At 46.8% G+C, this 13858-nt stretch carries 12 protein-coding genes; 5 read left to right on the top strand and 7 right to left on the bottom strand.

What is annotated here, in order from left to right:
- Together P771_RS0112920 and P771_RS0112925 are read right to left on the bottom strand one after the other, a co-directional pair.
- On the bottom strand, positions 1–435 hold a 435-nt coding region (locus tag P771_RS0112920), incomplete at its 3' end, for an RNA-guided endonuclease InsQ/TnpB family protein (RefSeq protein WP_028575467.1).
- Between the two features lie 123 nt (positions 436–558).
- The gene (locus tag P771_RS0112925; RefSeq protein ID WP_028575468.1) at positions 559–1485 is read right to left on the bottom strand and encodes a DMT family transporter; all 927 of its coding nucleotides are present in this window, start codon (positions 1483–1485) and stop codon (positions 559–561) included.
- A 179-nt stretch (positions 1486–1664) separates the two neighbouring features.
- On the opposite strand from P771_RS0112925, the gene P771_RS0112930 reads away from it, so the two are divergent.
- From P771_RS0112930 to P771_RS0112955, 5 genes are all read left to right on the top strand, one after another.
- Positions 1665–2885, top strand: a complete 1221-nt coding sequence (locus P771_RS0112930) for an LL-diaminopimelate aminotransferase (RefSeq protein WP_028575469.1) — start codon at positions 1665–1667, stop codon at positions 2883–2885.
- Between the two features lie 148 nt (positions 2886–3033).
- A complete protein-coding gene (locus tag P771_RS0112940) occupies positions 3034–4428 on the top strand; it encodes a CDP-archaeol synthase (RefSeq protein ID WP_035244608.1) in 1395 nt (464 codons plus the stop codon).
- A 40-nt stretch (positions 4429–4468) separates the two neighbouring features.
- Positions 4469–5377, top strand: coding sequence for an acetamidase/formamidase family protein (locus P771_RS0112945; protein WP_028575471.1), 909 nt, complete (start codon positions 4469–4471; stop codon positions 5375–5377).
- Positions 5378–5698: 321 nt separating this feature from the next.
- Complete coding sequence (locus P771_RS0112950) at positions 5699–6892, top strand: PhoH family protein (protein WP_028575472.1); 1194 nt, start codon at positions 5699–5701, stop codon at positions 6890–6892.
- A gap of 239 nt (positions 6893–7131) precedes the next feature.
- Positions 7132–8217 carry an HprK-related kinase B gene (locus tag P771_RS0112955; RefSeq protein ID WP_028575473.1) on the top strand — a complete coding sequence of 362 codons (1086 nt, stop codon included), beginning with the start codon at positions 7132–7134 and terminating at the stop codon, positions 8215–8217.
- A 7-nt stretch (positions 8218–8224) separates the two neighbouring features.
- Here the strand turns inward: P771_RS0112955 and P771_RS17620 are convergent, their stop codons facing one another.
- The 5 genes from P771_RS17620 to phnD all read right to left on the bottom strand — a co-directional run bounded on the left by P771_RS17620 (position 8225) and on the right by phnD (position 13585).
- Positions 8225–10048, bottom strand: a complete 1824-nt coding sequence (locus P771_RS17620; protein WP_035244610.1) for a bifunctional lysophospholipid acyltransferase family protein/GNAT family N-acetyltransferase — start codon at positions 10046–10048, stop codon at positions 8225–8227.
- Between the two features lie 122 nt (positions 10049–10170).
- Positions 10171–10968 carry a phosphonate ABC transporter, permease protein PhnE gene (gene phnE / locus P771_RS0112965; protein WP_028575474.1) on the bottom strand — a complete coding sequence of 266 codons (798 nt, stop codon included), beginning with the start codon at positions 10966–10968 and terminating at the stop codon, positions 10171–10173.
- Positions 10965–11744, bottom strand: a complete 780-nt coding sequence (gene phnE / locus P771_RS0112970; protein ID WP_028575475.1) for a phosphonate ABC transporter, permease protein PhnE — start codon at positions 11742–11744, stop codon at positions 10965–10967. The genes phnE (P771_RS0112965) and phnE (P771_RS0112970) overlap by 4 nt, the downstream gene beginning before the upstream one ends.
- Positions 11741–12550 carry a phosphonate ABC transporter ATP-binding protein gene (gene phnC, locus P771_RS0112975; protein WP_028575476.1) on the bottom strand — a complete coding sequence of 270 codons (810 nt, stop codon included), beginning with the start codon at positions 12548–12550 and terminating at the stop codon, positions 11741–11743. The genes phnE (P771_RS0112970) and phnC overlap by 4 nt, the downstream gene beginning before the upstream one ends.
- Positions 12551–12586: 36 nt before the next feature.
- A complete protein-coding gene (gene phnD / locus P771_RS0112980; protein WP_028575477.1) occupies positions 12587–13585 on the bottom strand; it encodes a phosphate/phosphite/phosphonate ABC transporter substrate-binding protein in 999 nt (332 codons plus the stop codon).
- Positions 13586–13858: the final 273 nt, after the last annotated feature.

Here is a 13858-nt window from a genome sequence, read left to right on the forward strand (position 1 = left end):
AATGTCTTGACTCTTGTAGAACCTGAACCAACCGAGCTTAGGCAGATATATATGTCTGCCTTCGACTTTAAATCCCTGGGGAAATCTGAAACTATCATGCACAAACTTTTTCTTGTACCTGGGATAGCCGGGATCTTCGCCCTGTTTCAATCTTCTGAAAAAGTTCTGGTAAGCCCGGTCCAGGTCAATCAGGCTTTGCTGCAGAATTTGGGAATGAGCTTCCCTTAGAAAGGGATGCTCATTCTTCCACTCAGGCAACAGGTTCAGGAGTTTGGTTTTGGATAGAATCTTTTCACCTTCAGCCTTAAAGAGTCCATCCTGATACGTAAGAGCCTTATTCCATACAAAACGGCAACACCCGGCAAACTGGACGAACTTCTGCTCATCACCATCTCGAAGTTTAAGCCTGAATCTATATCCCCTACGTATCAGCATGAACTAAACTATAGCTAATTTTTACTTAAAAGTCAATACATTAAGGCTAATTGCTGTATTGGCAAAGCCTGAACCCGGAAAAAAATTCCTTGCGATTCTTTCAAAATTCTTAAGAACTACGCCTTATATCCCCCACCTGAAAGAAGGGGGCTTACGGCGTAGATGATAAATCTGAGCGGCCAGCATGCCGGAAAACATCAGAATGCAACCTGATATCTCCCTGATTCCCAAGTATTCACTAAGTATCATCCACCCTGCAATAACTGCAAAAACAGATTCCAAGCTTAAAATTATGGCGGCATGCCCAGGCAAAGCCTCCCTTTGAGCCACGATCTGCAGGGTATAGGCAACCCCGGCAGACATGATCCCGCCGTACAGAATCGGAATCAGGCCGTCACGCAAAGAACTTAGAAGAATTTCTTCAAAAACCAGAGCCACAATAAAGCTTAGCACTGATGTAACCAGAAATTGAGCAGCAGCCAGCTTCACGCAATCTACTTTTGTCACCAGCCATCCAATGGCCAGAACATGCAGGGCAAAAGCAACAGCGCACAAGAGAACCAGAAAATCACCGAACTCAATTCTCAACCCATCGGTGATGGTCAAAAAATACAAGCCAGAAGCCGCCAGCAGGGCTCCAAGCCAGACCCCTGGCCCGGGACGTATTTTCCAGATCAACCCTAATACCGGGACAATGACCACGTAGAGTCCAGTGATAAAACCAGCCTTTCCTGCTGTAGTGTATACTATCCCTACCTGCTGCAGGCTGCTTCCCAAAAAAAGCAAAAGTCCGGAGATAATCCCGGCCTTCAAAAGAGCTGATTTGTCCGTATGCTTTTGAAAGGCGTGGTCCACCAGACCTTTTTTCTGTCTGTACCAGATAACCGGCAAGAGACTGGCTGCTCCCAGCCCGAACCGAACCGCATTGTATATAAAAGGACCCATATGATCCATGCCAGCCCTTTGAGCCACAAAAGCCACACCCCAGATAAGGGCTGTCAGCAGAAGCAGGGCGTCTGCCTTGAGAGTCCCAGGAAGCAAGGTTTTCATTCCATTCCCATATTGTTTTAGTTTAACTGTTTTATGCAGGAATAAGGCAAAAATGAAAAAAAGCTCTTATGCCTAAGACCGGATGAAGTCAAAGTTAGAGCAGGTCGATATCTGCCAAGTTTGACACCGGAAGTTGAATATTTTAAAAAATATATGAATCTTAAACTTCAGGAGAAACCATGATCAACATCAATGAACACTATCTCAAGCTCAAGTCTTCATATCTTTTTGCAGATATCGCCAAAAGAGTGGAAAAATTCCAGAAGGACAACCCGAAGCAGGAAATCATCAAGCTAGGCATAGGAGATGTCACCCTGCCCCTGCCCACAGCATGCATCAAGGCCATGCATGAAGCAGTGGATGAAATGGCCATTGGAGACAGTTTCAGGGGATATGGCCCTGAACAGGGCTACTCTTTTCTACGTCAAGCCATTGCCAGAGATGACTTTCAATCCAGAGGGGCTTTGATCGAGCCCGATGAAATATTTATCAGTGACGGAGCCAAGTGTGACACCGGAAATATCCAGGAAATATTTGATACCGGTATCCAGGTGGCGGTTCCTGATCCTGTTTACCCGGTTTATGTTGATACCAATGTTATGGCCGGGCGGACAGGAATGTTCCAGGAGGGGCGTTATCAGGGGCTGGTATACCTTGAGTCCACCAAGGACAACAACTTTATCCCTGCCCTTCCGGACAGGCCTGTGGATCTGATTTATCTTTGCTACCCCAACAACCCGACAGGAGCCACAATTACCAAAGATGAACTTTCCAGGTGGGTGGATTACGCCAGAACCAACAAGGCTTTGATCCTTTTTGATGCTGCCTATGAAGCCTTTATTAAAGATCCGGACCTTCCCAGGTCCATCTACGAAATAGATGGAGCCCGGGAGGTGGCCATCGAATTTCGAAGCTTTTCCAAGACAGCTGGATTCACCGGAACCAGATGCGCTTTCACTGTTGTCCCCAAGAACTGCAGGGCCTATGATGGTCAGGGCAAGGAAGTCTCAATTCACGGACTCTGGAACAGAAGACATTCCACCAAGTTCAACGGTGTATCCTACCCTGTTCAGAAAGCTGCCCTGGCTGTTTACAGCCCTGAAGGCCAAAAGCAGGTCCAGGCCAATATTGATTACTACCTCGCCAATGCCTCAATCATCAGGGATAAAATGCAGAGTCTTGGATTTGAATGTTATGGCGGAGTTAACTCCCCGTACATCTGGATCGACGGTGGAAAGGATTCCTGGAGCTTTTTTGACGACCTTTTGAACAAAGCCGGGATTGTTTGTACTCCTGGAGATGGTTTTGGCCTTTGCGGTCAAGGCTTCATCCGGATAAGTGCCTTCAACAGCCTGGAGAATGTTGAAAAGGCCATGGCCAGGATTGAAAAGGCCCTTTAATCTCATGAACTCACTTGCATCAGGACAGGATCCGGCAGGGTGGACAATGACCAGGTTGAAGAGCCTGTCCTGATGCCTCCCCAAAAATACATTCTTCCACCAGCCACTGGTTCACCTTTGAACCTCATTTGCTGATCAGGCCATGCCCATGTCGATTCTTCTTGACATTAAACTCCTTCTGCTTCTCTGGCTGATCAACTTCACCCCACCCCTACTGGCCTTTTTCTTAGAAGACAGCCTGAATAAACCCATTGACCTGGGAAGGACATTCAAGGACAAAAAACCCCTCCTTGGCCCCCACAAGACCTGGAGAGGGCTGGCTGGGGCTCTATTATGCGGGTCATTTCTGGCAATGCTTTTAGGTCTGCCCTTCTGGCTGGGACTTGCAACTGCTATATTAAGCATGACCGGGGATATGGTCTCAAGCTTCATCAAAAGACGCTTGAACAAGCCAAGTGGAAGGAACTTCCCGGTCCTGGATCAGTTTTTTGAAGGGGCATTGCCCTTTCTGGTAATATCTCCGTATCTTGGCATCGGCTATATCAGGTCTTTCATCCTCATAATCCTGTTCTGTCTGGGCGCATATATTGGTTCGGTATTTTACAAAAGTATCCTGCTAAAGGAGCCCTTTCCGTGGTATCCCCGAAAGCTTAAGGCCAGGACCAGGTTAAAGGAGATAAGTTCATGCTCTTCCGGCTTTAAGCATATTCAACCTGTTTTTCATTTTGAAGAAGCAATTTACTATCACTGGCTCATTAAGCGCTTTTTCAAGGTTGCTGGCCTTTACGAACGAGGGATAAAAAATGCATTAGACGTTCAGGTTGTCAGAAAGGTGGTCACCATGCCCAATCTTCCTGAGGAATTTGACAATTTCAATATCGTCTATTTTTCCGACCTGCACATTGACGGTTTGACTGAGTTGGTCCCCAGGGTCTCTCAACTCCTGGAACAGGAAGATCCGGACATCTGCGTTTTCGGTGGAGACCTGCGCATGTCCACTTATGGAAACTATCAGACCTGTCTTGAATTATTTTCAGAAATAGCTGCCAGGATCAGATCCAGATATGGCAATTATGCAGTCCTGGGAAATCACGATTGCCTGGAAATGATTCCTGTTATGGAGAATCTTGGATTCAGGGTTCTCCTGAATGATTCGGCCAGGATTGATAAAAACGGGCAAAGCATATACTTAGCTGGGGTGGACGACCCCCACTACTACAACTGCGCCAACGTTGAGATGGCTGCAAGAAATATCCCGGATGAAGCCTTTAAAATATTTTTATGCCATTCTCCAGAAATGTACAAACAGGCTGCTTCAGTGGGGATGGATCTTTATCTGTGTGGTCACACCCATGCCGGCCAGGTTCAGCTTCCAAGGATCGGCCCGGTTTTCACCCATTCCAGATCACCCAGATCCATGGCCCAGGGCTTCTGGGTCAACGGTTCCATGCAGGGCTACACAAGTGCTGGAGCCGGAGTGTCCGGTGTTCCTGTCCGCTTTTTGACCAGAGGCGAAATATTGAGTCTGACCCTTATCAGGTAGGGTTAAACCGAAACCAAAACAGTTAACAAAGGAGAAGCCAATGATCCCCACTCTGGACGGTAAAAACGTTTTTCATGCCTTTTCCCCAAAGCTCGAACCAGCCATGTCCGTGGCCCAGGGTCAGGAATTTCTCCTCAAGACCCTGGACTGTTTTGGCGGACAGATCAAATCCGAAAGAGATCTACTGGAAAGTCTGGACTGGGAAAATGTCAATCCGGCAACCGGCCCGGTATATATCGAAGGGGTCAGACCAGGGGAAATTATTGGTTTTGACATCTTAGACATCAAAATCAATGACCATTCAATTGCTGTGGTTGCTCCTGGAGAAGGGGTCCCTGGAAAAGAAATCACCACCATGGAAACCGCTCTGCTCACCCATGAAAACAACGTCTTGAACTTCAAAGACATAGCCAGAATTAATATCAAGCCCATGATCGGGGTCATGGGAGTCGCCCCCAAAGACAGAGACATTCCCAACGGCACACCTGAAAAACACGGCGGGAACATGGACTGCAGGATAATCACCGCAGGATCAAGGATATATTTCAAGGCAGAGGTGGAAGGAGCGCTTTTCGGATGCGGGGATCTGCATTCAGCTCAGGGAGACGGAGAAATCGGAGTTTCAGGTGCAGAAACATCCGGTGAGGTCCTTTTAAAGGCAGAGGTATTTCCGGATCTCCAAGGCCTGCCCACTCCTTTTCTTGAAAATGACCACTTAGTGGCCACTATTTTTTCGGCTGAAACAGCAGATCAGGCAGCCAAGGGAGCTGTGGACAGTATGGTTGAGTTTCTGACCGGTTTTGCCGGACTGGAAAAAAACCATGCAGTCATGCTCATGAGTATTGCCGGAGATCTGCGCTTCTGTCAGATGGTGGACCCCTTGAAGACCGTTCGGTTTGAGTTTCCTAAAAAAATCCTTTCCGGAGTGTCTGGTTTTCATGCCAAGTGATGTATCGCTTCATTATTCTGCTGAAGCGCTTCCTTGAGTACACATCTGAAAAATCCAGCTGCCCCGGTCACCTGACACCTAAAAGACTTTCCAGCTGCCACGCCTTCCTGACCAACCCCTTTCTCACCAAAACCATCACTTGTCTGTACTTAACAAAACAATGCGACACAATGGCGTCACATTGTTTTGTTAAGGTTGCAGTTGATAAGCGGTCATTATCTGTACCTGTTTATAACTGAACGGTTCTAAAGCACTTCCCATCAACCAGGTCGTGGAAGGACAGTCTGCATCAATTAACCCGTCATTTCAGCGAGGAGTAGTATGGACCAGATTAAAAATTATGTTCTGGATACCAATGTTCTCATCGAAAATCCCAAAAGCATTGAGATCCTCAGGAACGGATCGGAAAACAATGTTTTCATCCCTTACCACGTCCTCATGGAGCTCAACAAGCTCAAGGCTGATCCCAGGCTGTCCCACATTATAACCAAAATCGTGGACTCCCTCATTCATAACATGGACAGTATCAGGATCATAAGTAAAGACGGTCTTGTCACTTCCTACACAGACATTGCTGACAACCACATCCTGTCTGAAATAAGGGCTAATTCAGATATCCCGGATCCAACTCTGGTCACCAACGACAAGATACTGCGTCTGCAGGCAAAGATGCTTGGCATCCATTGCGAAGAGTTCAGAGACTCAAGGCCCTTTGAATCGGAATCCCAGCAGTATACAGGCTTTGTTGAAGAAAATGGAGTCCCCATACCCAATTCATTCTCCTGGGACAATGGAAAGCCTGTCTTCAATGGTCCTGAAGGTTCCAAAATCATCAACTATACCCTGGACATCTGGAAGATCACTCCCAGGTCAATATACCAGAACCTTGCCCTGGAGCTTATGCAAAACCAAGACATCGACCTGGTGACTATCCAGAGCGAGGCAGGATTCGGCAAGACTTTTCTTGCTCTTGGTTCTGCCCTTGAAATGGTCCTGGGCAGAAAGGCCTACTCAAAAATTCATATAATAAAGCCGACCCATGAGATAGGTCCAAAACTGGGATACCTGCCCGGCGATGTTTCAGAAAAAATTGCCCCCTATATAAAGTATATTTTTGCCCTCCTGGAAAAACTGCATAGTATCCGTAAAGCCAACAAGGTGTTTCTCGATCCCAGTGAAAGCAACTTCAAACTCAATCCTAAAAAAATTGAAGTCATGCCGGTCAGTTTTGTCAGGGGGATGACCATTGAAAATTCTTTTGTCATCATTGATGAAACCCAGAATCTTTCCAGATATGAAATAAGATCTCTGCTCTCAAGGATGGGTGAGGGCGTTAAATGCGTGTGTCTGGGTGACACCAGACAGATCGACAATCCTCACCTTAATGAGTCCAACAATGGTTTGAACTGGATTGTAAAGAAAATGAAGGGGTTCAACAACTACGCCCACCTGGTGCTCAAGGGGGAAAAATCAAGGGGTCCCATCACTGACATGGTGATAAAATCCAGACTATAATTGCCTAAACCTTAAACCAACAGACAACTCACCGTCTGAGAAGGATCATGCACAGCAAATTGAAGCCAGGCCTCCTGGCCCAAGGTCCCTTTCCTGTAAACCTTCAGCAACTGTTTTTTTCATATTCTGTGCATTGGCGAAAACAGAGCAAGTCAAGCCTCAATGATATTCTCCAGTACGCTGGTAAAAAATCCAGACCAACACAGGATCTAACTAACATAATTAACAGGAATAGAATAATGTGCATTATAGATGATCAGATCAGGCAGAGCCTGAAAAACATTCAGAAACATACTGATATGGATCAGGAATTGATGCTATCCTTTGATGACTGCAGAATAAAAGTCCAAACCAATTCTTCCCGGCTCAAAAATAACCTGCTCAGGTATTTCAATCAGTTCATTATTGATCCAGACACCCCTGACAGTCACTTTACCGTAAAGGCTCTGGATTCTCAGCCACCCCGGATAAAAATTCAGCTTAAGGACAAAGCGCCGGAAAAAGGCAAAAAGAAAATCAAGGAACAATATGCAGATTTGGGCTCAGGCAGGATAATACGTAAAAAACTAACCAATCTCTGCTTTTACTTTGACAACCAGGAAAACCTGGTTGTTGGCCCATGTACAGCCAATGAAAATCAGGTGATAAATTTTATCAACAACAGATTTATCCAGTGGAAACTTGATCAGGGGTGTCTGCTTTGCCATGCTGCTGCTGTGACTAGTGAAAACCAGGCCCTGATAATTGCCGGCTTCTCAGGTATGGGTAAATCCACCCTGGCCTTGCACCTCATGAACAAAGGGACCACATTCATCAGCAATGACCGGCTGATGATTGAAAATAAACCTTCAGGCCTCAAAATTTACGGGGTGGCCAAGTTGCCCAGAGTTAACCCAGGCACGATTCTAAACAACCCAAGTCTTCTGAAAATCCTTAATAAAGAAGAGGAAAAGAGATTCAGAAAAATTGGAGCTCAAAAAATTTGGAGTGTTGAGCATAAGTATGACGTATGCATTGATGAATGTTTCGGGCAAGCCAGATTTAAACTAGCCTCATATGCAAAGGCCCTGGTAATACTTAACTGGCATCGAATCCCCAAGACCCCGGAATTAAGAAAAGTTGATCTAACCCAAAGACTGGACCTCCTTGATGCTGTCATCAAATCTCCCGGCCTCTTTTATCTTCCCAGTGCCGGCAAGCCCGGCCTGGTCCAAAACAAGCATGATTATTTGAACTTATTTGAATGCTGTGATGTTTACGAGCTTTCCGGAGGAATTGGCTTTTTAGAGGCTGCTGAAAAGTGTCACAAGCTGATATCAGCATAATAATCTGCTAAACAGCTTTTGCCCTGCAGGTAACCTGGTGATACGTGAGATAGTCCAATGCTCCTTCTTTTCCCATATACCTGCCCAGCTGCTGAAGGTCGGTCTTTCTAAGGTCAACCAGGACAAGACCGTCAAGAACATTGCTGAAGTCAGGATCAAGGTTAAAGCCCAGCATTTTACCTCCCAGCTTGAGGTATTGCCTTAATAACACCGGGATACCTTTTTTGTGGGTATCTATCTCAGAAATAATTTTGGACAAATCTTCGATGTTCTTGATCATCAGATCCATATCTATTTTTTCAAAGTAATGCTTGCCAGCTGTTTTTAAAGGTCTTCTCGGTGTCACCAGATGCTGCATCTCATGCATGAGATCCATTTTTTGCATGAACCTGATCATAAGATTTCTCGAAGCATCATTGTAGCCGTTGTCAATGCTCACCGGTCCGAAGAGTACCTTATAATGGGGGTTTTTCAGCACAAACTTTCCAATTCCCTTCCAAAGCATAAGCAGGGAAGAATAGCTCTTTTGATACTCTGGACAGACAAATGAACGCCCCAGTTCCAGGCATGGCTGAATGCTCTTCCAAAAAGCCGCCTTAAACTTGAACAGGCTGTTGCTGTAAATCCCCTTGGGGCCAAGATTTCTAATAATTTCATCAACCTGTCCCATCCTGTATGCCCCGGCCAGCCTGGACTTTTTTTTATCCCAAAGAAATACATGCAGATAGTGGGTATCAAAAATGTCCAGATCAATGTCCCTGCCAGTACCTTCACCGGCCAGCCTGAAAGTATGTTCTCTCAGCCATCCAATTTCATGAAGGAGCTTGGGTATTTGAACCGACTTTGCAACATGTACGCTGAACTCCGCGTTCTCAAACAGAGTCTGGTCAGGACTCAAAGTCCGCTGTTCACTGATCAGTGTTCCAGGATACACATGAGGTACTTTTGGGTTCAGACTAGCCCTGTGTTTCGAGTATTGCTGAAAGTGGCCTGTTTTCTTCCTCATTTCCAGAAGATAGGTTCTCTGTCGCAGGTAGGTGATAATCTCCTGGTCTGAACCATATGCAGTCAGCTGATGTGGAAAAACCGGACTCCCGATGCTGACCTTCACCCTTGTTCCAGAATGGCCGGCCAGGGCATGGGGCAAAAGTACCGTCCTCAGCACGGGGTGAACAAGGCCTGCCAGTTGAAAAAGGGAGTCATTCCTGCCCTTGAAAAACATGGGTACAACAGTTGCCTTGGTCTTTCGAATAATCCTGGCCACTGACTCCTGCCAAGGAGGGTCAGAGATCTCTCTTTTCACCAGTCTCAGATGTGACACCTGTCCTGAGGGAAACACCCCTACCAGCCCTCCATGATGCAACCACTTATAGAGGTTTCTGAGGGCAATCCCGTTGGCCTTGATCCTTTCCAGAGAAGCCTCAAAAGGGTCCACCCCGATCAATACCTCTTTCATGTCCGGTATCCGCTCAAGCAGATAATTAGCCAATATCCTTACATCTGAGCGTTTTTTTCTTAAAATAGAAGCCATGATCAGCCCTTCCAGGGCTCCGAAGGGGTGATTGGCTACAACAACTACGGGCTTATCTACTGGAATATTATCCAGTTCGTACTCATCAAGGTCATAACTAATGTCCAGGACATGAAGGGCTTTTTCCCAGAAATCCAGCCTGGCAGAGCAAATCTTTGCCTCCTGATACTTTTCATTCAGATAGCTCAGGGCAAGAATTTTTTTCATCAGCGGGCTGAAAAAGGAGATAATCTTTCCAGAAACAGTACCTGGAAAAATGGGAGGCAAATCAATCAATGGAGCATGTGAATCTGCGTTCATCCTGTTTGTCTCCATACGGAACAACCAGTCTATAGTTTTAGTTATTCTTTACCAAACCTAATCAAATTGCTGTGACTATCTCTAAACCCTATTAAGAATATAATCAGCAGCATCTTGAAATTCTAAATGATTCTCTTGCGGATCCAGGTGACCAGTATTTCCATTGCAATGACCACGGCAAAAATCGTAAAAAGGATCAATGAAACCCTGTCCCAGTAGAAAAGGTTCAGGGCGGTGTCCAAGGCCATTCCGATTCCCCCTGCTCCCACCAGGCCAAGCACAGCGGATTCCCTGACGTTTATATCCCATCGAAAAAGGATGATGGACCAGAAGGAAGGCAGAACCTGAGGCCAGTACCCTTTGATAAAGACGCTGAACCAGGGAGCTCCAACCGAGCGGAGGGCTTCCACCGGCCCTGGATCGGTTTCATCCAGGGCCTCTGATAGAAGTTTACCCACAAAGCCGATGGATCTGAATGCGATAGCCATAGTGCCGGCAACAGCACCAGGGCCGAAAACCGCCACAAAAAGTAAAGCCCAGACCAGGGTGTTGACCGATCTTGAAGAAACCAGAATTAGTCTGGCAGACATGTTGACCGGCTGCCAAGGCACAACTCTTCCAGATGCCAGAATTGCCACCGGAATCGCAAAAAAAACCGTGCCTATGGTTCCCAGAGTTGCTACATGCATGGTTTCCATAAGGGCCTGGTGAACTCCCTGGGAGTAGTGTCCTGTGTCCATTGGCCACATCCGGTTCAGAAGGTCTGCCATCTGGTGCGGGGCATCCAGTATGAATTCCGGGATGATTTCAATCGTTCGGATGGAAAATACTACTGCGGCAACTGTCAGCAGGTATACGCTGAAGCGCAGGAAGCGTTTTGTTGGTGTAAACCTCTGCCACTGAGGTCCTGAGGTGTTCATTGAAAGACTTTCCTGATCTGGTCGGTAAGGGCTTCCCCGATCATGATCAGGGCAATTATTGTCAACAGAATGGCGGCTACAAAATCATAGTCAAAACGCTGGAATGCAGCAAAAAGGGTCCCACCGATTCCTCCTGCCCCTACAATTCCGACCATAGTGGAGTTACGGAGATTTACCTCGGTCTGGTAGGTGCTGAAATTTAGAAACCGGCTGAACACCTGGGGCATGACTCCGAAAATGATCAGGTTTGGAAAGGATGCCCCGGTTGATCTTATGGCTTCGACCTGCTTCAGGGATATCTCCTCAATGGCTTCTGCAAACAGTTTGGCAATAAAGCCAACTGAAAATACCACCAAAGAGGCAATTCCTGCTGCAGCCCCGAAGCCAATGGCTTTAACAAACAGGATAGCCATGATGACCGGGTGAAACGACCTGCAAACTGCGATGAACCCCCTGACCGGCCAGGTAATTACGGCTGGCATGAGGTTTCTTGCGGCCAGAAAACCCACGGGCAGAGAAAGAGCTATTCCTATGGCCGAGGCAAGAACAGCAATCTGCAGACTTTCAACCAAATCCTCCAGCAGGATTTGCCAGCGGCTGAAATCAGGAGGCCACATCCTTTTTAAAAAGTTTAAGCCGTTATCCAGACCGTACACAAAGCGGTTCCAGTCAAATTCCAGTATAGACAAGGCATACATGGTATAGAGTACAAGCGTTATCCAGCCCAGCCTAGATGCCCAGCTTTGCCTGAAGGGTTTCCGAACTGAATTGATCATTGATTCTGACCGTGAGTCAGCCAATCCTGACCGCCATATATGTCCTTGAGTATGTCATCGGTTATTTCTTCTGGTAAACCGTCAAAAACGACTTCCCCCCGGGAAAGACCGATAATCCTTTGAGCGAACCTGGATGCAAGGGTGACGTTGTGGATATTAACCACTACGGGTATGTCCCGTTCTTTGCCCATGGATGACATCAGTTCCATAATCTCCACTGAGGTCTTGGGATCCAGAGATGATGTGGGTTCATCTGCCAGAAGGATGTCCGGACCCTGCATCAGGGCTCTGGCAATACCCACCCTCTGTCTCTGACCTCCTGACAGAGCGTCGGCTCTTTGCATTGCAAACTCCTGCAAACCGACCTGGTTTAGAAGCTTAAATGCAGCATCAATATCCTGCTCTGGAAATTTTCTAAACCAAGCCCGCCAAGCAGAAATGTAGCCCAACCTGCCGGAAAGTACATTCTCCAGGACTGTCAATCGCTCCACCAGATTATATTCCTGAAAGACCATGCCGATCCTGCGTCTGATCCTGCGCAGCTTTGATCTGTTCATCCGGGTGATGTCTTGACCCATAAAAATGATCTCTCCAGAAGTAGGCTCCACCAAGCGGTTGATGCACCTGATGAGAGTACTTTTCCCTGTTCCCGAAGGCCCGATTATGGCCGTCACGCCCTGGCCGTTGATGAACATGCTGAGATTCTTCAAAACAGGTTTTCCAGGCTTGTAAGCCTTGACCAGGTTTGTAATGGTCAGGGAACGGCCTTTTACAGATCCATTCCCTGACCCTCTGCTTTTTTTCATTATAAAAGTAATTTGGGCTTGATGTTGGGTAGACTTTTATTGCAGCTTGGTAGAAAACTCTTTCTCAAAACCTGTCCGGCTGTAAGATACTCCTGTACCCTCTGCAATTTGACGAACTACGGCCCAGTCGGCCTTATAGGTGATGGGGTAGAACCTGTCAGCTCCATCAAAGGCTTTTTTCATCTCATCAGTAAAGCGGTAAGTATGAAAAGCTCCAACGATCCTGCGGACCAGATCCGGGTTGAGATCATGAGCATAGGCAAAAGAAGATGTGGGGAAGACTGCGCTCCTGTAAATAATCCTGAAGTCTTCCTCCTTTACAGTTCCCCTCCGGACCATCCGGTCAAAGACATCAGAGGCCACTGGGGCAGCATCATAGTCCCCGCTCAGCACCCCCATGACCGACTGATCATGCTTGCCTGAAAAAAGCACCTCATAGTCCTGCTCAGGTACCAGACCATGGTCTGGGAGAAGAATTCTGGGAGCAAGGTTGCCTGAATTGGATGAGGGTGAAGTATGGGCCACTCTTTTTCCTTTGAGATCTGAAGGTTTTTGATATGGGCTATCACTTCTGACTACAAGAATAAGGTTATAACCCTGCAGCCCGTCGGGAAAACCCTTTACTGCAAAAGGCACTGCACCGGCCAGGTTGACGGCAAACCCGGTAGGTCCGGTTGAAAATCCACCCACATGAAGCCTTCCTGAGCGCATGGCTTCGATCTGGGCGGCATTGGAATGAACAGTATAATAGGTGACCCTCTTCCCGGTAGCCTTGGACAGATAGTCCAGAAAATCGGTAAACAGATCCCTGTAAACAGCAGGATCTTCTACCGGAGTATAGGTAAAAATCAGTGTGCTGGGATCCTTCCACTTACCTGGATCAGCTGGCGAGTCAGCCACCAGATCCATATCCTCATCGCAGAACATGGGATCAAGGGCTCCGCGGTGCTCACATCCAAAAACTAAAGAGTTTGCTGAAAACATAAGGAAAAACAACATCAGGCTGATTTTAACCACAACTAGCTTCCTTGCCATCGCTAATACCTCCACAATATGTTTAAAAGATGTCTCAAAAATAGACACGACCAGTTACAGGCACTGCTCAGGACTATGGCTTTTTTGTTACAGGACAAAGAAGGAGTTGAACCGATATTCTAATTGACCCAGCCGGGAATTTGAGCCAATTTATAGTTTACAGCTGTCAACTTACCTTGATGTATTTTTGCAGATCACGTTAGATAAACAGAAAAATCATGCTCCTTAATTTTGCCAAGCCTGCCTGGAGCCCTGCATGAGGGCACCCCAATC

The organism is Desulfonatronovibrio hydrogenovorans DSM 9292, assembly GCF_000686525.1.
GTDB lineage: Bacteria > Desulfobacterota > Desulfovibrionia > Desulfovibrionales > Desulfonatronovibrionaceae > Desulfonatronovibrio > Desulfonatronovibrio hydrogenovorans.